The following is a 19,321-nucleotide window of genomic DNA, read 5'->3' on the forward strand; positions in this document are numbered from 1 at the left end:
AACGACCACGACCTCGCTCATTCTCCGCCGCCTCCGCCACCACCCCCGCCGTCGCCTCCATCGCCGCCGCCCCCTCCGCCGTCACCTCCACCGGCCGAGCCACCATCGGAGCCGCCGTCTCCCCATCCGCCGTCGGATCCATCCCAGCCTCCGGCGTCGTCGGCCCAGACCACGGCGATCCCGCCGCCCGTTGCGAGCGAGGTCGCTCCCGCGGCGCGGGACCGAAAGTCCTGCCGCCCGGACGGGTCGGGAACGAGCACGAACTGCGGCACGATGCGGCCCATGAGCCAGCACTGGTTGTTTGCCCGGTCGACCACGATGACCGCGCTGGACCGCGAGCTGCGGTCCAGGAGATACCCGTCAAGGCGGGCGGAGAAGAGGGTCGGCACCGTGGCGCGGTCGCCGAGGAGGACGGCGCGGGTCTCGCCGGCGAGCGCGGCGGCCAGAGCGCTGTCAGGGGCGAGCTGCTCGAGCACGCCGAGCACCGCGACCCGCAGCGGGTTCCCGGCGACGCGCGAGGCCATCCAGCTCCCATCCGGCCGGACGAAGACCAAGTCAGGTGCGGCGTCCGGGTCGAAGCGGCGCAGCGCGTTCCCGCGGCGCACCTGGCGGCCGATCCGCAGCGTCGCCACGACCAGAGCTACGGCCGGGACCACCACCAGGAACGTGGACATCAACAGCCAGGTCACGGAGCCGAACAACACGCCCATCCACTGCTTGTCGTCGGGTGCCGTCCTGTTGACCTCCTCGATCCATTCCAGTGGGCTCATGACCCCCCAGCCGAGCTCGTTGATCACCATCCTGGTGAAGGTCAGCAGCCAGATCACGGCCGCGACCCCCAGCAGCGAGGGCACCAACACGCCGAGCAGGCTCGAGCGGGCTGCTCGCGCGAGCAGTGATCGATCCATTGGACCTCCTTGCCCTGAAGGGAATACAACACCGCCACCCGCTGTCGACGTGATGATTCAGCGGCCGACCGGGACGGTCGCGGGCGCACCGAACGTCCTCCGATCACGCAGCCGTCCGCGAAAATGTCAGGCTCCTCAGCCCTTCAATCGCAGCAACGACCGCAGCCGGGCTTTGATTCGACTCCTCTTCGACGGCAATCGGATTCCCAGGTGTGCTGCGAATCCTGAGATGTCGGCATCAGTGGAAATCTTCGGGCGACCCCGCGCCCATTCGGCGAACGTCTTCTCGAAATCCGGTCCTGCGGCGTGAGCGAGCAGGGGGTTGTGGCGGGCGAGAATGCCCGCGCGTTTGCGGAGCAGGGCGGATTCGGCGGCGCGCAGGGCTGCGTCGTCGAAACCAGGCGGCGTGGCCTCGCCTGCGACCAAGGCTCGGACCAGCGCCGCTTGACGTTCGGCGAGGGCGCGGAGGTCTTCGGGCGAAGCACCGTGCTTTACCGGATCGGGACGCTCGCCCGCCGGACCACCGCGGTAGCTCCCGGGGACCACGGCGGTCACACCCGCCCCCGAACTGAGCGCGCGGCGCGGGCGCGGGCGGTGATCGGCGCGCGGGCGGCGGCGTTGGCGATGGCGTCGAGCTCGTCGAGGAGTTCTTCGGCGGGTGGATAGTTGCCGTCGCGTTCGAGCATCAGCGGGGCCGGGCAGTCGGTGGTGAATTCGGCTACCAGCGTGAGTACTTCGGCGGGAACGGGATGCTGGTGGGTGTCGTGGTAGCGGCCGCCGGATTCGGTGCCGCCCGCGATATGGCAGTAGGCGAGGCGGTCGGTGGGCAGGCGGCGCAGTTCGGCGAGCGGGTCGCGGCCACGGTTGCGGGCGTTGGCGTAGACGTTGGCGATATCGATCAGTAGATGCACGCCGGTGCGTTCGACCAGTTCGGCGAGGAATTCCGATTCGGTGAACTCGTCGTCGGGCCAGTCGAACAAGGCGGCGATATTCTCTACCGCGAGTGGAACCGGCAGCCCGTCCTGCGTCCGGATGATATTGCGGGTCAGCACTTCCAACGACGCGCGGGTACGCGGAACGGGCAGCAGGTGACCGGCCTCCAACCCACCGGCCCGCACGAACGCCACGTGCTCGCTCACCAGCGGCGCGGACACCCGCTCGGCACACAACGCCAGATGTGCGATCCGCCGGTCATCCACCGGATCCACACCGCCCAACGACAGCGTGACCCCATGCGGCACAACGCTTGTGCCCCGCGCGCGCAATGCCTCGAGTTCGGGCGGAACAGCAGCGGTGGCGGGCAGCGATTCCGCGATCACCTCACAGAAGTCCAACCCGTCGAGCTGGTCGATCAGGCCGCAGATCTCCGAGCACCAGCCGATGCCGAGCGCATGATCCGGCAGTGGGCCGTTCATGAATTCACCCACCGCAGCCACCGCAACCACCACAGCCGCCGCAACCACCGTCGCCCCCACCGTCTCCCGCGCCGTCGCCGCCACTTCCACCATCGGCGCCACCCGACGGCGGTTCGACAGCCTGGGCCAGCGCCGGATCCAGCACCATCAGTGCGGCGGCACCGAATACCGCGACGGCGACAGCGGCGGCGCCCACACCGTAGGTGGTGTAGGCCGGCGAGTTCGAGGGTCGCAGATGTGAATTGTCTTCTACAGCACGCGCTGTGGCCGCATCGCCGCGCGGGGTCAGACGCTCGGGCGTCATCACCCACCAGCCGGCGACAGCCAAAACGAGCAGGCAGACCATCAGGAAGCCCGACGGGTTGCCCGCGACCACACCCGCGATGAACCGCACGACACCGAGCAGCCCGACGATCAGGATCGGCATTCCGGCATCGCGCGCTGCGCGCTTGGCCGCCTCGCCCGTGAGGTAGCCGCGCTCGACCAGCGACATCTCCAGTTCACGCAGCGGCCGGCTCGCGGCGGCGGTGATCTCGGTGATCGTCTGCTTCTTCGGGCCGAGCAGGCCGTAGATCGCGCTGGTGAACCAGTCCAGCCGGCTCCGCTCGGCCGCGGTGGGCGTGCGGGTGGGCGTGGCGTCGGAATCGATGAGTTCATGGCTGCGCAGCAGCGTGACGGCGGCGGTGACCGCGCGTTCCGGGCTGAACAGCATCGCTGTCTCCGGAGCGGTCAGCTTGTCCAGCGAGACGCCGTCCCATTCGGGCGCCTGCCGGTAGGTGTACGTGAAGTGCAGATATACCCCCGCCGCAATGGCGAGCAGCGCGATCGGGATGTAGATCAGCAGGAAGTCGCCGCCGGAGATTCCCCAGGTCTCACCCGCCGCGAACCACTGCGTGCCAGTCATTCCCGAACCTGCCACCCGCGACGAGGCATCCGGTACGGCGTGCTCAACCACCGCAACCACCGCCGCCGCAGCCACCGCCGCCACCACCGCCTCCGCCGCCGTCACTTCCGCCGCCGCCATCGGCGCCACCGGTCGGAGCATCCACCGCACTCGCAAGGCCCGGATCGAGGACGGTCAACGCGGACGTGCCGAAAACGGCCACCGCGATCGCGGCCGCACCCACGCCGTAGGTGGCGTAGGCGGGCGAATTCCGCGGCCGCAGATAGGTGTGCTCGGACACCGCCCGCTTCTTGGCTTCGGCGCCGCGCCCCGTCACCCGGCCGGGATAGGCCACCAAACGCCAGGCGATCCCCAACGCGGCCAGCACGAAGAACAGGAACAGCGTCGGATTGCCGTTGATCAATCCCGCGATGAATCGGACGACGCCGAAGATCGCGACGATCGCGATGGGCATACCGGCATCACGGGCGGTCCTGCGGTACGCGGCGTCGGGCATGTACCCACGTTCGGTCAGCGAAGCCCGCAACTGCTCGATCTGCGCACTCGCCGACGCCGCGATACCGGCGACGGTCTGTTCCTGCGGGGTCAGCCGGTCGAAGATCGCCACGGTGAACCAGTCGAGCTGGGCGCGGTCGGCCAGCGTCATCGTCCGAGTCGGGGTGGCCCGCGAGTCGATGAGGCCGTGGCTGCGCAGCAACGCCAGCGCCGCCATCACCGGCCGCTGATCGCCGTGCAACATGGCGATTTCGGGTGCGCTCAACTTCTCGGGGGGCGCGGCCGACCGGTCGGCATTGCGCCGCAACCACACTCCCGCCACCACCGCGAGGATCGCCACCGGGATGTACACCGACAGGAATCCCGGACCCGAAATGCCCCAGGTTTCCCCCGCGAGCACGTCCGGATGCGCTGCGGTGAACCGCTCCAACACATTCATTTTCCGCGCCTCCGACCTGCCTTACCTGTTGCACCAAGTATCAGGGCGAAGGGTATTCGGCGCCACGACGAATCGGTGGCGCGCCAGTAAAACCCGCGTGACCGGTGAGTTCTCAGCCCAGCCAGTCGAGTACCGACGCGGCCGTCCAGGACTGCTGCATGCTGCCGAGCGGTTCGCCGGTGAATGGTTCGTAGTATTCGGCGAAACTGCCGTCGCTGGCCTGACGCAGGCCCTCGGCACGCAACATGTAGGAGCGTTCGGCCCAGCCGCGGCGGGCGAACGACCAGGAGAAAAGCCAGGTCATCACGGGCCAGACCGGGCCGCGCCAGTACTCACGCGGGCGGAAGTCCTTCGACACCGGTGACGTCGACGGCGGCAGCGCGTAGCGCAGATCGGGGTGCGCGCACCACCGCGGGCCCTCGAACGCCCGGATCAACGCGCGTTCGGCGTCGCGTTCGAGCCCACCGCACAGCAACGGCGCGAACATCGACAACGTTTCGGTGGTGATCCAGCGCTGCAACCGCACATCGAAATCGCGGGCCGCGCCGGTGCGCGGGTCGGCGGAGGCGACCACACCCGCACGGAACCGTTTCGCCCAGCCGTACAGCTCGCGCACGTCGGCATGCGGCTGGTGGTACTCCTCGCCGATCTGGGCGAGCACCTCGCACGCCATGGCGAAGATGGCGGAGACGAACACGTCCTCGACGGCGAAACTCATTGTCGAGGTGAGCTGGTAGTCGTCGTAGCCGGCGCGGCGCATCTGCTCGACCAGCCACAGGTAGCGGTCGTATTCGCGGTCGGAGGGGCGCTGGGTCGGGTCGTCGATGATCAGCACGTCCTCGCGGCGGTAGGCGGGCAGATCCTCGGGCACCACGTTCGAGTAGGCGCGGTCCCAGCGCGGTGAATTGTCCATCCCGGATTCCCAGCCGTGGTACAGCGTGATGCGGCCGTTCTCCTTGGGATCGCGGGCGGTGGCGAGCCAGCGGTGCCAGCGCACCAGATCGGGCCAGCGCCGGTTCAGGAACTCCTCGGCCACCGCGCGGGTGCTGCGGCCGTGCCTGCGGGAATGGTCGAGGATGCGCTGCACCGCGATGGCGTGCACCGGCGGCTGGGTGATGCCGGAGGTGTCCGGGCCGTCGGGTGCGTGCGCGGCCAGGGTGCGGCACTCCCACCTGGCCGGACCGGGGAAATAGCCGTCGACGCCGTTGGCGAAGACGATGTGCGGGATCATCCCGTTCTTCCACTGCGCCGACAGCAGCGTGTCGAGCTCCACCACCGCGCGCTCCACACTCAACGGCGCCAGCCCGACCGTGACGAAGGCGGCATCCCAGCTCCACATGTGCGGATACAGCCGAGGCGCGGCGCTCGTCATCGTGCCCAGGTCGTTACCCCGCAGCAGATAGGCCGCGCGGGCGGAGAGCTGAGTGGGGGTGAAACCGGGGTGAACCATCCCCCTATTCTGCGGGTCGACCGGCCGAAACGCTCGCCCGGGCGGGGTAGTTACACGCCGGTGAGCTGCATGTTTCTGGTTCGTCACCGATGGGCGTTGGGGGACAGCGGGAGTCGGACAGCGGCGTCGGCCCCGAGTCGTGGGGGCCGACGCGCTGGATCAGTACTGCTGCTCGCGCTGGATCGCGCTGGCGCCGATCGAGCCGAGCAGGGTAATGATGCACAGGCCGGCGATCAGATTGATCACGGCGGTGGCGATCTTCGCGTCCAGGTCGGCTACCAGGGTGAACGGGAGCAGCACTGCGAGGGCGGTGAGCAGGCCGGTGATCCAGTAGTAGAACTGCATCGGGCTCGGCATGAACGCCAACAGCAGGTTCAGCAGACCGGTGGCGGCGATAGCGGCGGCGGCGCCGGCCAGCGCGTAGGAGGTGGTCGAGACCGTGCCGTAGGCGCCCGCGCCCTCCGGCGAGAGCACCGCGATCTTCAGGATGCCGCGAACCAGCATGATCGCGACGACGATGACCAGCGCGACGACCACTGCCGTGCCGACGCCGCCGGCCCACAATCTGCCCAGGTTGATGTGCGGCATCTGCCGCTGCGGCTCCTGCCCGTACTGCTGTGGCTGCTGCTGCGAGTACTGGCTGTACTGGCTCTGCGTGTACGGCTGGGTATACGGCTGCTGGTGCGGGTCTTCCCGCCCGTAGTTGCGCGACGGATCCGTCATAGGGCGAAACTACCTCGCCGAGCGCGGCATGCATATCCGAATGAGCCGTCGGGCCTGTCGGCCGCGGTGGTTCGGTACGGGCATGGGACCACGGCCGCTGTCGTGACCAGGCGGCGTCGCGTACCGATCCCGCCACGGCGCAGGGCGTTCGAGGCGCGCTGCCCAGGAACGTCCACCGGCGGGCGCGGGGCAGGACCAGGATGCCCGCTGACCCGGGGCCGGACCGCCGGTTAGCGTTGCCCTCATGACCACCGCCTCCGCTTCCGACTCGGCCCGCCCGACGGCCCTGATCACCGGCGCTGCCCGGGGTCTGGGGGCCGCGATCGCCCGCGCCCTCGCTCCGACGCATGACCTGCTGCTCGGCGCCCGTACGCAGCGATCGCTCGAACCGATCCTCGCCGAACTGCCGGGCGCGACGGGCGTGCCGGTGGAACTCACCGACTACGCAGCCGTGGCCGAGGCGGTGGCGCCGATCGAACGCCTCGACGTGCTCGTGCACAACGCGGGCATCGCCGATCTCGGCACGATCGCCGAATCGTCCGTTCAGCAGTGGCGGGCGACGCTGGAGGCCAACGTCATCGCGGTCGCGGAACTCACCCGCCTGCTGCTGCCCGCGCTGCGCGCCGCGAACGGGCATGTGGTGCTGATCAACTCCGGGGCGGGACTGCGGGCGAACGCCGGCTGGGGTTCGTATGCCGCCAGCAAGTTCGCGTTACGCGCCTTCGGTGACGCGCTGCGTTTGGAGGAGCCCGACCTGCGGGTCACCTCGATTCATCCCGGCCGCATCGACACCGATATGCAGCGCGAGATCGTCGACGGCGAGGGCCGCGAATACAACCCGGACGAATTCCTCACCGCCGAAACGGTCGCGCTGGCCGTGCGCAATGCCATCGAGACGCCGCGCGATGCCCATCCGACGGAGATCATCCTGCGGCCGATCGCGCGGTGAGGCACTGGCGCGGGCGCGTCCGCGCATTCCACTGTCTAACCAGCGGAGCACGCCCGGGTTCGCCTGGTCGGCGTACCAGCCCGGCGCCTGCGCGGGCGGGTACGGCCCGATGCTGCGTGAGCCCGAACTCGCGGCCTTCACGATGGCGACAACGACGCCCACCACGATCGTGAGAAGGGCGAGGATGTGTCAGATACTCAACGCTCCCATCGGGTCAGTATTTCGCGTGTAGGCGCGGTAATCGGCGGTGGGCCGCGAATCGCGTGCTGCGTGGCGGTCCCGCCGACAAACGCCGCCCACCGGTAGAGTCCGCCCTGAATTGCCACGTCAGTGAGTGTTTTCCGGTAGCACGGTTCGTCCGGCGAGCGGGGTTGCGTGATGGATAGACGCCAGATGTTGTCGATGGTGGCCGCGGGGACTGCGATGGCGTTGACCGGGTGCAGTGCGGCGCAAGGTGAGCCGGCGGTGGCGGGGATGCCGGAGGTTCCGGTGCCCGCGCCGGTGCCGCCGCCGCTGTTGCCGCCACCGCCGGGCGGGCCGAAGACTCTGATTCCCGCCGAGACCATCACCGCGCTGCCCGGGCCCGGCAGCAGTATGGCGCTCACCGTCGACGACGGCGCGAGTCCGGAAGTGGTCGGCGCCTATATCCGATTCGCCAAGGACACCGGCGCCCGGTTCACCTTCTTCGTCACCGCTTATTACGAAGCCTGGGCGGCGCATCGCGACGAGTTGCGGCCGCTGGTCGATTCCGGGCAGATCCAGCTCGGCAATCACACCTGGGATCACGCCGACCTCACCGCGAGCTCGGCGAGCGCGGCGGCTTCGCAGCTGGAGCGTTGTAAGACGTTCCTGTGGAACAACTTCGGCGTCGACGGCACGCCGTATTATCGACCGCCGTTCGGCAGGCACAACGCGACGGTCGATCGCATCGCCGCCGACCTCGGCTACACCGTCCCGGTGATGTGGTACGGCTCGCTGTCGGACTCGGGGCTGATCACCGAGGCGTACCTGATGGAATGCGCGCGTAAGTATTTCAACCCGCAGACCATCGTCATCGGGCACGCGAACTTCCCGCCGGTCACCCGCTGCTACGGGCAGCTCGTCGACATCATCCGGGAACGCAACCTGTCGATGGTCACGCTGAACGATGTGTTGCAGGTGCAGGCCTGAACCTCGGGCTCAGGCCGTACGCCCAACTCAGGGAACGATATTCACCATTCGGCCCGGCACCACGATGATCTTGCGCGGCGCGTTGCCCTCGAGCAGTGCCGCGATCTTCTCATCGGCCAGTGCCGCCGCCTCGATCGAGGCCTGATCGGCGTCGGCGGGCACCTGGATCCGGCTGCGCACCTTGCCCTTCACCTGAATCGGATACTCCACCGACTCGTCCACCAGCAGCGCCGGATCGGCGACCGGGAACGGGCCGTGAGCCAGCGCGGTGGTGTGGCCGAGGCGCTCCCACAGTTCCTCGGTGATGTGCGGAGCCAGCGGGGCCAGCATCAGCACCAGCGGCTCGACCACCGAACGCGGAGCGCCATCCGGGTAGGCCTTGGTGAGATGGTTGGTCAGCTCGATCAGCTTGGCGCCGGCGGTGTTGTCGCGCAGTGCGGCCAGATCCTCGTCGACGCCGGCGATGGTCTTGTGCAGCAACCGCAGCGTCTCATCCGAGGGCTGCTCATCGGTGACGCGCAGCGCGCCGGTCTCCTCGTCCACCACCAGGCGCCACACGCGCTGCAAGAAGCGGTGCGCGCCAACGACATCCTTGGTCGCCCACGGACGCGAGGTGTCCAGCGGACCCATCGACATCTCGTAGAAGCGGAAGGTGTCGGCGCCGTACTGATCGCAGATCTCGTCCGGGGAGATGGCGTTCTTCAGCGACTTGCCGATCTTGCCGTACTCCTGGTTCACCTCGACCTCGGTGCCCGAGGCGTCGGTCCAGAAGAACTTGCCGTCGCGCTCGACCACCTCGGCCGCGGGCACATACGCGCCGCGGGAATCGGTGTAGGCGTAGGCCTGGATGTAGCCCTGGTTGAACAGGCGACGGTACGGCTCGCAGCCGGAGACGTCACCCAGATCGAACAGCACCTTCTGCCAGAACCGCGCGTACAGCAGGTGCAGCACGGCATGCTCCACACCGCCGACGTACAGGTCGACGCCGCCCGGATCGTCGGGGCCGTGGCCCTCGGCGCGCGGACCCAGCCAATACTGCTCGTTCTCCTTGGCGCAGAACGTCTCCGAGTTCGTCGGGTCGGCGTAGCGCAGCTGGTACCAGGAGCTGCCGGCCCAGTTCGGCATGACGTTGGTGTCGCGGCGGTACTTCTTGAGACCGTCGCCCAGATCCAGTTCGACGTGCACCCAGTCGGTGGCCTTGGCCAGCGGCGGCGACGGCTCGGAATCGGCGTCGTCGGGGTCGAAGGTGACCGGCGCGAAATCGTCCAGCTCCGGAAGCTGCACGGGCAGCATGGATTCCGGCAGTGCGTGCGGGGCGCCGTCCTCGTCGTAGACGATGGGGAACGGCTCGCCCCAGTACCGCTGGCGGGCGAAGAGCCAGTCGCGCAGCTTGTACTGCACGGTTCCGGTGCCGTGGCCGTCGGCTTCCAAGCGGCCGATGACGGTGGCCTTGGCCTCCTCGACGCTGAGCCCGTCCAGGTAGTCGGAGTTCACCAGGGTGCCGTCGCCGGCGTAGGCGGCCTCGGTGACGTCGCCGCCGGAGATCACCTCGACGATCGGCAGGCCGAAGGCGGTCGCGAACTCCCAGTCGCGCTGGTCGTGGCCGGGAACAGCCATGATCGCGCCGGTGCCGTACCCGCTCAGCACGTAGTCGGCGACGAAGATCGGCACCTGCGCGCCGTTGACCGGGTTGGTGGCGTAGCTGCCCAGGAAGACGCCGGTCTTGTCCTTGTTCTCCTGACGCTCCAGATCCGACTTCGCGGCGATCGCCTTGCGGTAATCGGCCAGCGCGTCGGTGGGAGTGGCGGCGCCGCCGTTGGTCCAGCGCGGGTCCACACCCTCCGGCCAGGCCGCAGCGGTCAGCTGATCGGCCAGCTCATGCTCGGGCGCCAGCACCACGTAGGTGGCGCCGAACAGGGTGTCCGGGCGGGTGGTGAAGACCTCCAGCTCGTGCCCGTCGGCCGCGAACCGCACCTGCGCACCGCGCGAACGCCCGATCCAGTTGCGCTGCATGGCCTTGACGTTCTCCGGCCAGTCCAGCCGGTCCAGATCGTCGACCAGCCGGTCGGCGTAGGCGGTGATCCGCATCATCCACTGCCACAGGCGCTTACGGAACACCGGGAAGTTGCCGCGCTCACTGCGGCCCTCTGCGGTGACCTCCTCGTTGGACAGCACCGTGCCCAGACCCGGACACCAGTTGACCACCGAATCGGTCTGGTACACCAGGCGATAGGAGTCGATCAGCGCGCGGCGCTCGGCCTCCAGCAGGCTCGCCCAATCCTTATCACCCGGAACCGGACGCGCGCCGGTGGCGAACTGCTCCTCCAGCTCCGCGATCGGGCGGGCGCGATCCAATTCCTGGTCGTACCAGGCGTTGTAGATGCGCAGGAAGATCCACTGCGTCCACTTGTAGTACTCGGGATCGGTGGTGGCGAACGAGCGACGGCGATCATGGCCCAGTCCCAGCCGGTCCAGCTGACGCTGCATGGTCGCGATATTGGACTCGGTGGTGTCGCGCGGATGCGCGCCGGTCTGCACCGCGTACTGCTCGGCGGGCAGGCCGAAGGCGTCGTAGCCCAGCGCGTGCAGCACATTGCGGCCGTGCATGCGGTGGTAGCGGGCGAACACGTCGGTGGCGATGTAGCCCAGCGGGTGGCCGACGTGCAGGCCCGCACCCGACGGGTACGGGAACATGTCCTGGACGAACAGCTTGTCCGGCGGAGTGGGGCCGGCCAGCGGGCCTACCGGGTTCGGGGCGTGGAAGGTGCCGCGCTCGGCCCAGGTCTGCTGCCAGCGGCGCTCGATGCGTCCGGCGAGCTCGGCGGTGTAGCGGTGCGCAGGTGCGTCATCGGTCGCGGGGGTCTGCCCGGCCGCAGGGTCGGTTGCGCGGGTGTCCTGCACGGTTCTGCCTTCTTTGCTCGCCGATCGGGGAGAAATATCGTCGTCGAACAGGGTAAGACGTGGGACTTGACAACCCCAAAAAGGGGCTGTTGCGCCGCGGCCGCGGTGACTGGGTGGCGCTCCGCCGAGGTCCCGCACGTGATGCCCGCCACGATCGCCGCAGCTCCGGGGAGCGGTCGACCGCTGGTGGGAGGCCCTGCGGTAGCCTGCTGGGGTGGTTGTCGTCCCCATCATCCTGTTCCTGCTGGCCGCGGTAGCGCTGGCGATCGGCGTGCTGGGACTGGTGGGCAAGCTGCCGCGCAACCGATTCGTCGGCGTGCACACCGATGAGGCGCTCAGCACCGACGAGGTCTTCCGCGTCGCCAACCGCGTCGCCGCCCCCACCTCCCTCGCCGCCGGCGCCCTGCTGTTCTGCGGCGGTCTGGTGACCCTCGCGGCCGGTGGCTTCGCCGTCGTCCTGGTCGCCCTCGGCGTCGCGATCATCGCGCTGTTCACCCTCGGCGCAGGCGCCACCGCCGGAGCCCGCGCCGCCGCCGCCCTCGCCCCACCCGCCGAAACCGGTGGTTGCGGCAATTCCTGCGGAGCCTGCTCGCTGCGCGACACCTGCCAGCCCGCGGTCTGAGAGGGGCGCACCGGATCGGCAGGCATCCGGGCGAGTCCGGAGTCTGCTGGCAATGCTGACGACGCCGCCCCATCGCAGTGGGGCTGGAAGTGAGCCGGGGAAGATCTCGCCGGACGACGAGGACTGCGTTGTTTCCGAGCCGTGGTTCAAACGTGGTGACTGTCCACCAAGCGGCCGAGTGAGCATCGCCGGGAACAACACTGTGACCGCTCACGAGTGAACATTCGGCAAAAGCATCAGATGTAACACTGGTCACACTCGTACCGAGTGGCTATCGTCAGTCGGCATGGAACGTACCCGCTGGAGAGCGACCTGCAAGCTTGCGTTGTCCGCCTTCATCGCGGGCGGAATCGCCACCTCGACGATGCCTGCGGCGCAGGCCGAGCAAACCGGGCCCGACGTGTCGTCGTGGCAGCACATCGATGGGCGGATGATCGACTGGTTCGCGGTGAAGCGGGCGGGGCATGACTTCGCGATGGTGAAGGCGACGGAGGGGCTCAGCTACATCAACCCGTATTTCGTGCCGGACAGTGTGTTGATGCGGGCGGCGGGGGTGGCGCGGGGGACCTACCATTACGCGCGGCCGCACCTGCCGCCGGAACCGCAGGCCGCAATGTACGCGGCGGTGGTGCTGGGGCAGAACGGGCCGCTGGATCTGCCGCCGGTGCTGGACCTGGAGGATTCGGGCGGGTTGGCGCCGGCCGCGTTGATCGACTGGACCCACCGCTACCTCTCTACCGTGCAGGCGCTGACCGGCCGGGTGCCGATCATCTACACGTATCCGAACTTCTGGCGCACGGCGATGGCCGACAGCAATCAGTTCCACCGGTACCCGCTGTGGATCGCCGACTATCGCGGCAATCCACAGCCGGAGGTTCCGGGCGACTGGCCCGCGTGGACGTTCTGGCAGACCACCGACAGCGGGTCCGTGCCCGGGATCGCCGGTGGCACCGATGTGAACGTCTACAGCGGGGCGCAGGGCAATTTCGCGCAGTTCGCGAATATGGCCGGGCTGTTCGGCAGCAGCTGAGCCCGGACTACATCCCGATGCGGCCGCCGTCGGCCTTCCACACCGCGACCACCGACGGGCGCGGCTGGGTGTCGCCACCGTCGGGCCAGTGCGAGACCGGCGCGTCGGCCGAGGCACCGTCCTCTTCACCCGGATGCTGCACGCACACCAGCACCCGCTGCTCGGTGATGACCGGTCCGCAGGTCTCGCCGCCGGCGGGGACGGTGAGGAACTGCTTGGTCTCACCGCGCCGCTCACCCTCGAGGGTCACCGCGAACAGGCCGTCGTTGGACTTCAGCGCGTTGCCGTCGGTGGAGATCCACAGGTTGCCGTACGGATCGAAGGCCACGTTGTCCGGGCAGGAGATCGGGCTGACCTTGGTCTTGTCGAACCCGCCGTAGTAGGTGTCGGCGGCGGCCGGGTCACCGCAGACCAGCAGCAGCGACCAGGTGAAGTCGGTGCCCTTGTGGTCGTCGGCGATCTCGAGGATCTGGCCGTTCTTGTTCTTGATCCGCGGGTTCGCCTCGTCGACGCCTGCCTTGCCGTCCTCGCCGCGCTTGCTGTTGTTGGTGAGCGCGACGTAGACCTTGCCGGTCTTCGGGTTGGCCTCGAAATCCTCCGGGCGGTCCATCTTGGTGGCGCCCACCTTGTCGCCGGCCAGCCGGGTGAACACCGCGACTTCCTGCGCGCTCATGCCCTCGACCAGCGATTTCGCGCTGCCGTCTTCCGCGGTCTCCAGGATCGGGATCCACTGCCCCTTGCCGGTGAAGCCCTGATCGGAGGGCACATTGCCGGAGCCGTCGATGCGGTCGGGGTGATCGCCGGTGAGCTTGGCGACGTAGAGGGTGCCCGCGTCGAGGATGGTCATATTGTGGCGGCGGCTGGCCGCGCCGGTGCCCGGCTGGATCTTGCGGGACGAGACGAACTTGTACATGTACTCGAACCGCTCGTCGTCGCCGCTGTAGGCGACCACGGTGCCGTCCTCGGTGACGTGGATATTGGCCGACTCGTGCTTATTGCGGCCAAGGGCGGAATGCTTGACCGGGGTGGACGCGGGATCCCACGGGTCGATCTCGACGACGTAGCCGAATCGGTTGGATTCGTTGGGTTCCTGCGCCACATCGAAACGCTTGTCGAACTTCTCCCAGAAATGCGGGGAATCGACTTCGCCGACACCGTAGCGTTCGGCCCGCTCGGCGGCCACGGGATCGGCGGGCTTGCCGACAAAATATCCGTTGAAGTTCTCTTCACCGGAAAGCACCGTGCCCCAAGGCGTTACGCCACCGGCACAGTTGGCGAAGGTGCCCGCGACCTTGGTGCCGGTGGGGTCGGCGGAGGTCTTCACGAAATCGCTGCCGGCGGCCGGGCCGGTGAGCAGGAATTCGGTGTCGGCGGTGATGCGACGGTTGTACTTGCCGAACGCCGGGGTGAGTTTGCCGGTGCCGGCTTCACCGGCCACCTCGACCACCGAAAGCCCGTGCGCGGCAATGGTGATGCCGAACTGTTCGGGCGTCATGGTGTCGCCGTTGAAGCCTTTGAACATGAACGGTTCGGTGGTGTATTCGTGATTGACCACCAGCAGGTAACGATTGGCCTGGCCTTCGATAGGCAGCAGGGCGGCGAAATCGTTGTTGTAGCCGAATTGTTTGGCCTGCGCGGCGGCGGTCTGGTTGTCGAAGTCGAATTGCGGGGCGTCGGGGAAGATCGGATCGCCCCAGCGGATCACCACGCCCTGCGCGTAGCCGTCGGGGACGACGACGGCGTCCTCGGTATTGGGCGCCACCGGCGTGAACCCGGTGCCCGAGCCGGCGTCGGTGTTCGAGGCCGCCTCCGCGCCGTCGTCACCGCAAGCCGCGAGCAAACTGCCCGCGCCCACCGCCAGCACCGCGGCCGCGCCACCCTTGAGCACGCCACGCCGCGACATGGCGGAGACGATGTCGCCGAAGTATTCGCCCGCGGACTTGTTGGGCACCTCGTGGAAGCACGCGTTACCGCACTTGTAGGCGCAGGTGACCGCGGAGCGCGACGACTTGCCGTCGTGCTGCACGAATAGGGCGAGTGGGGTGAAGCTCACGGTGCCTCCTGGATCAAGCTGACGGGCGCACGCTAAACCACCAGGGCGAGTCGAAGACTACGGCAAGATGAACGTCCATCGAATTAGGCAGCCCTCAGTTATCGCCCTGAACAGGACAAATCGCCACCGACCAACGCCGGTCACACTGGTTCGCCCCGTTCCCACGCCTGGAGAATTTCCTCGAGCGTGCGGCGTTCACTCGGCATGCCGAATTCGTCCACCGTCGACCACGTGCCGTCATCCCACTGCACCCACGCCCGCGGCTCCGGGTCGTTCACCGCATGAACCGCTCGGCCCGCTGATCCGGAACGATCGCCCCCACCGCCACCAGAGTTCTGTACGCATCCCGCTTGTGCGGGCAGCTGTCGATGCTGCATTTCCGGTGCGATTGCATGGTGCTGTGCGCCATCCGCGGGGACATGCGGGGCGCCCGCGCGGTAATAGGAGGTTCGTCCTCCCCGAATGTGTAGGGCAGGACATAGATCAGGGCGAGCAATAAGACGGCAACCGTGCTCGACACAGCGAACGCGGCGATGTAGTCAGACATGGGACCCCCTGCGGTTGTCGGGTTTTGGGCCCGCCCGGCGCCGGGGAATGTGGGGCACGCACCCGGCGCCGCGCGGTGGGGGAACAGTAGGAATGCCGCAGGTTCGTGACGGGTACGTTTCGTACCTCGACCGCGGGTACCCGGGGCTACGCTGGGAAAAAGGGTTCAGCAGCGGAAGGGATGCCGTGGGGATCAACCCTGTCGAAGACGCTCCGATCGGACTGCGCATCAAACGCCTGCGGGAGCGGGTGGGCATGTCGCGGACGGTGCTCGCCGGGCTGGTGGGCCGGTCCACCGAATGGCTGAAAGCCGTTGAGAACGGCCGTCTCCAGCCACCACGTCTGCCGATGCTGCTGCGTATCGCGCACGCGCTCGAGCTCACCGACCTCGCCGAGCTGACCGGGAACGGTGTCGCGGTGCCGGTGGCGATGTTCGCGGGGGAACGTCACGCGGCCCTCACCGCGGTGCAGGCCGCGCTCACCGACTATCGGCTGGCCCCGGCCTCGAAGCCGGCGAACGTCGGCCACCTGGCCCAACGGCTCCGCCAAGCCTGGGCTATCCGGCACGCAAGCCCGGACCATCGGACCCAACTGGGAAACTTGCTTCCCGCGCTGATCAAGGATGCTCAGGGCGCCGTGCGCGCCGGGAGTGACCAGCGTCGCGAGGCGCGGCGAGTGCTGGCTGGGGTGTATCAGCTGGCCGACTTCTACGTCGCCTATCAGCCCGCGCCCGAACTGGTGTGGCTGGTGGCGGACCGCGCGCTCGCCGAGGGCTACGATGCCGACGACCCCTACGTGATCGCCTGCGGGGCATGGGCGATGACGCAGGCGCTGCGTGACTCGGGCCGATGGGAGGAGGCCATCGCGCTGGCACGCACGGCGGTCGACGGGCTGGTGCCCTACCTCGACCGGGACACGACGCCCGACGACTGGCGCGGCATCGCCGGCGCACTGCATGCCGAGGTCGCCTACGTCCACGCCCGTCGTGGCCGGCACGGCGATGCCTGGTCCTACTGGGAGAAGGCCGAGGCAACCGCGCGGGCGCTGGGGCCGGACTATCGCCATATCCAGACGTCGTTCTCGATTCCGGTGCTGGCGGCACATGCCACGACACTCGGAGTGGAGCTGCGCCGCTCCGGCGAAGCCCTGCGCGCGGCCCGCGGCTTCGACGCCGATCAGATCGCGTCGATCCCCCGCCGCAGCCGCCACTTCATCGAGGTCGCCCGCGCGCACGACCAGCGTGACGAGCCGGTGGCGGCGCTGGCGCTGCTGGACAAGGCGGTGCGCACCGCACCGGAGACCGTCAAGTACAACGGCCACGCTCGCGACATCCTGCACACCCTCCTGCGGAAGCCGCCCTCGGGTATGCGGGACGACGTTCATGCGCTGTGCCGCGAGATCGGTCTCGCGCCGGCGTAGGCGGCCCTCCGCACGGCGACCGCCATCTCGGATGAGCTGCCACCCGATGTCGCGCAACCTCGCGGCGGAGCTGGTCACGCACGGCGGCAAGATCATCGCGCGCGACGCCCGCTCGCTTGCGACGCGGCTCGGCGTCACCGCCTAGCGCACATCGCCGAGAGTCACATGGCTGAGGCAAACGTCGAGAAGGCACCTCAGCCATGTAGCTCTCGCGAGGGGTGCTCGGTCGCAGCGGGATTGGGGGGGCTGAGGGCCTGGGTCTGCGTGGTTACGGTGGTGTCTGGTTCCCGCCAGCTATTGGTCTCCGCTCTTCCTACCGTCGGTCGATGTGACTACTCATTTCGTCGACGACACCCGTGACGAGCTGCGGCTGCGCGGGTCGGTTGTGTTGTTCATGTCGCTTGCGGCCGCGCTCGGGACGTCGACCATCTATCCGCTGCAACCGGCGATCGCGGAGGTGGCCGGGTCGTTGCACGCGTCGATCGCGGTGGTCGGGTTCGCGCTGGCGGGCGGGCCGATCGGGTATCTGGTGGGGCTGGTGCTGCTGGTTCCGCTGGTCGACCGGTTCCCGCCCGGGCGGACGCTCGCGATACAGTTCGGGGCGTTGGGGGTCGCGTTGGCGGTGAGTGCCGTCGCGGATCGGGCGTGGCAGGTTGGGCTTCTTATCGGCGTCGTCGGTGCGTGTTCTGCGGTGGGCGCGAGCCTCAGTTCGCTGGCCGGGCGGCTGGCTCCGGCGCGCAGGCGAGCCACGATCCTCGGCATCGTCACCGCGGGCATATCCGCCGGGATCCTCGCGGGCCGGATCGCGGGTGGGTGGTTGGCCGACGCGATTGGTTGGCGCGGAATGCTTTTGGTCTTCGCCGCTGCCTGCCTGTGCGCCGCCGGGCTGTGCGCGGTGCTGCTGCCGGGTACCGCGGGTACGGCCGAGCTTCGCTATCTTGCGACGCTGCGCTCGCTGCCGGGCTTGTTCGTCCGGCACGTCACGCTGCGGATTGCCGCGGTATGCGGCGCGCTGTGGTTCTTCGCGTTCTGCGCGGTGTGGGCCGGGCTCGCGGTCGCGCTCTCGGCGCCGCCGTTCTCCTACTCCGCCGAGCAGATCGGCCTGTTCGCGCTGGCGGGTCTGGCAGGTATCCCGGCCACGCAGGTGGCGGGCCGCTGGACCGATCGGGTGGGTGCCGCACGCGTCATCCTGCTCGGTCTCGCACTGGCCGGTGCCGCTGTCATCGTCGCCGGCCTGACCCTCGCGAATGCCGTCGCCGTGCTGATCTGCCTCGCGTTGTTCGATGCCGGACTCTTCGCCGCGCAAGTGGCGAATCAGAGCACGGTGCTGGCCATCGACCCCCACGCTCCCGCCCGATTCAACAGCGCGTACATGCTGGTGTACTTCGTCGGCGGCAGCCTCGGGACCGCTTGCGGCGCAGCGTCCGTCGAGCGGTTCGGCTGGTCGGCTACCGCGCTGGCAGCGGCCGGGGCCATCGGACTCGCCGCCGTGATCGCCGTGATCAACGGTCGCGGCCCGGTGAAGTCCGGGGCGCGAGCGCTGATCTTCTGAGGCGTCTACCAGTGCATCCGGAACGGCATGAAGATGAAGCCCGTCGGCCCCGGCGGGGGCGGCAGCTGCCAAACCGCCGCTGTTCCTGGTGCATCATCGGCGTCGGCCCGACGGGGCGGCCGCCGCATCGCAGGGGGAATGTTGTCTCGAATTCCCCGGCGTCGCCCTGGTTTCGACGGGAGAGGCGCGGCCACGGGCGCGAGCGAACCGGCAATCTCGGATACGCTGCCGACGGAAACTCTGTTGGGGGATGCGAGGTAGTGGATGGACTCATCGGCGATCGCGGCAGCGGCAGGTGTGGCAACGGCGCTGATTGCCCTCGTCGCGGCTTCGCTGGTGGTGTGGCAGGTGACCGAGATGCGGAAAACCACCAACGCCAGTGCTTTCAAGGCCGTGTACGACATGCTCCAGGACGAGCGCATTCGGCAGGATCGGCGGCTTGTCATGCGGGAGCTGCGGTTTCGTGAACTCGGCGCGTGGACCGAAGAGGAGATCCTGCGGGCCGAACGCGTCTGCCACAGCTACGACTGCGTGGCCATCATGTGCCGCAACGGATACATCCCGACCGTCGTCGTCGCCGATTCCTGGGGCGATTCGCTGCGCACCTGCTGGAGCGTGCTGCGGCCGCTGGTCGAGAAGTACCGCGCCGATCGTGGCGCACCGGAACTGTGGGACGACTTCGCCTGGCTGGCCGGGCGAGCCACCGAACTGCACGGCCGCAGGCAATCGGCGTAGCCCCGCGATC

The 19,321-nt window shown here is 68.6% G+C and carries 18 protein-coding genes; 7 read left to right on the top strand and 11 right to left on the bottom strand.

All coding sequences use genetic code 11. The features are described 5' to 3' along the window. Positions 1-17: 17 nt before the first annotated feature. From NOCYR_RS26985 to NOCYR_RS27015, 7 genes are all read right to left on the bottom strand, one after another. Complete coding sequence (locus tag NOCYR_RS26985) at positions 18-908, bottom strand: hypothetical protein (protein WP_014353592.1); 891 nt, start codon at positions 906-908, stop codon at positions 18-20. A gap of 135 nt (positions 909-1,043) precedes the next feature. After that, positions 1,044-1,463 (bottom strand): hypothetical protein, encoded by a 420-nt coding sequence (locus tag NOCYR_RS30090; protein WP_193364728.1) that lies wholly within the window; start codon positions 1,461-1,463, stop codon positions 1,044-1,046. Further along, entirely contained in the window at positions 1,460-2,323 is an 864-nt protein-coding gene (locus NOCYR_RS26995) for a DUF692 domain-containing protein (protein WP_014353594.1), read from the bottom strand. The genes NOCYR_RS30090 and NOCYR_RS26995 overlap by 4 nt, the downstream gene beginning before the upstream one ends. A 4-nt stretch (positions 2,324-2,327) precedes the next feature. Next, positions 2,328-3,227, bottom strand: coding sequence for a TIGR04222 domain-containing membrane protein (locus tag NOCYR_RS27000; RefSeq protein ID WP_148280778.1), 900 nt, complete (start codon positions 3,225-3,227; stop codon positions 2,328-2,330). 43 nt (positions 3,228-3,270) lie between these two features. Beyond that, positions 3,271-4,161 (bottom strand): TIGR04222 domain-containing membrane protein, encoded by an 891-nt coding sequence (locus NOCYR_RS27005; protein WP_014353596.1) that lies wholly within the window; start codon positions 4,159-4,161, stop codon positions 3,271-3,273. Positions 4,162-4,273: 112 nt separating this feature from the next. Further along, positions 4,274-5,611, bottom strand: a complete 1,338-nt coding sequence (ggh, locus tag NOCYR_RS27010) for a glucosylglycerate hydrolase (RefSeq protein WP_014353597.1) — start codon at positions 5,609-5,611, stop codon at positions 4,274-4,276. A gap of 159 nt (positions 5,612-5,770) precedes the next feature. Beyond that, a complete protein-coding gene (locus tag NOCYR_RS27015; protein WP_014353598.1) occupies positions 5,771-6,334 on the bottom strand; it encodes a DUF6069 family protein in 564 nt (187 codons plus the stop codon). A gap of 244 nt (positions 6,335-6,578) precedes the next feature. Here NOCYR_RS27015 and NOCYR_RS27020 point away from each other — a divergent pair, with 244 nt between their 5' ends. Further along, complete coding sequence (locus NOCYR_RS27020; protein ID WP_014353599.1) at positions 6,579-7,283, top strand: SDR family oxidoreductase; 705 nt, start codon at positions 6,579-6,581, stop codon at positions 7,281-7,283. Positions 7,284-7,661: 378 nt separating this feature from the next. Beyond that, the gene (locus NOCYR_RS27025) at positions 7,662-8,453 is read left to right on the top strand and encodes a polysaccharide deacetylase family protein (protein WP_231856000.1); all 792 of its coding nucleotides are present in this window, start codon (positions 7,662-7,664) and stop codon (positions 8,451-8,453) included. Positions 8,454-8,480: 27 nt separating this feature from the next. Here NOCYR_RS27025 and leuS read toward each other — a convergent pair whose 3' ends face one another. Then, on the bottom strand, positions 8,481-11,354 hold the full coding sequence (gene leuS / locus NOCYR_RS27030) for a leucine--tRNA ligase (protein ID WP_014353601.1): 2,874 nt from the start codon (positions 11,352-11,354) through the stop codon (positions 8,481-8,483). Between the two features lie 214 nt (positions 11,355-11,568). Here leuS and NOCYR_RS27035 point away from each other — a divergent pair, with 214 nt between their 5' ends. Together NOCYR_RS27035 and NOCYR_RS27040 are read left to right on the top strand one after the other, a co-directional pair. Further along, positions 11,569-11,976, top strand: coding sequence for an SdpI family protein (locus tag NOCYR_RS27035; protein ID WP_048833777.1), 408 nt, complete (start codon positions 11,569-11,571; stop codon positions 11,974-11,976). 286 nt (positions 11,977-12,262) lie between these two features. Beyond that, positions 12,263-13,006, top strand: a complete 744-nt coding sequence (locus NOCYR_RS27040) for a glycoside hydrolase family 25 protein (RefSeq protein ID WP_048833778.1) — start codon at positions 12,263-12,265, stop codon at positions 13,004-13,006. 7 nt (positions 13,007-13,013) lie between these two features. Here the strand turns inward: NOCYR_RS27040 and NOCYR_RS27045 are convergent, their stop codons facing one another. The 3 genes from NOCYR_RS27045 to NOCYR_RS27050 form a co-directional block, all read right to left on the bottom strand. Beyond that, on the bottom strand, positions 13,014-15,059 hold the full coding sequence (locus NOCYR_RS27045; protein WP_014353603.1) for a PhoX family protein: 2,046 nt from the start codon (positions 15,057-15,059) through the stop codon (positions 13,014-13,016). A gap of 140 nt (positions 15,060-15,199) precedes the next feature. Next, entirely contained in the window at positions 15,200-15,337 is a 138-nt protein-coding gene (locus NOCYR_RS29865; RefSeq protein ID WP_158430224.1) for a hypothetical protein, read from the bottom strand. Beyond that, on the bottom strand, positions 15,334-15,606 hold the full coding sequence (locus tag NOCYR_RS27050) for a hypothetical protein (protein WP_014353604.1): 273 nt from the start codon (positions 15,604-15,606) through the stop codon (positions 15,334-15,336). The genes NOCYR_RS29865 and NOCYR_RS27050 overlap by 4 nt, the downstream gene beginning before the upstream one ends. A 185-nt stretch (positions 15,607-15,791) precedes the next feature. On the opposite strand from NOCYR_RS27050, the gene NOCYR_RS27055 reads away from it, so the two are divergent. The 3 genes from NOCYR_RS27055 to NOCYR_RS27065 all read left to right on the top strand — a co-directional run bounded on the left by NOCYR_RS27055 (position 15,792) and on the right by NOCYR_RS27065 (position 19,311). Next, positions 15,792-17,024, top strand: coding sequence for a helix-turn-helix domain-containing protein (locus tag NOCYR_RS27055; protein ID WP_014353605.1), 1,233 nt, complete (start codon positions 15,792-15,794; stop codon positions 17,022-17,024). Between the two features lie 328 nt (positions 17,025-17,352). Continuing rightward, complete coding sequence (locus NOCYR_RS27060; protein WP_014353606.1) at positions 17,353-18,576, top strand: MFS transporter; 1,224 nt, start codon at positions 17,353-17,355, stop codon at positions 18,574-18,576. A 264-nt stretch (positions 18,577-18,840) separates the two neighbouring features. Next, the gene (locus NOCYR_RS27065) at positions 18,841-19,311 is read left to right on the top strand and encodes a DUF4760 domain-containing protein (protein WP_048833779.1); all 471 of its coding nucleotides are present in this window, start codon (positions 18,841-18,843) and stop codon (positions 19,309-19,311) included. Positions 19,312-19,321: the final 10 nt, after the last annotated feature.

Source organism: Nocardia cyriacigeorgica GUH-2 (assembly GCF_000284035.1).
Taxonomy (GTDB): domain Bacteria; phylum Actinomycetota; class Actinomycetes; order Mycobacteriales; family Mycobacteriaceae; genus Nocardia; species Nocardia cyriacigeorgica_B.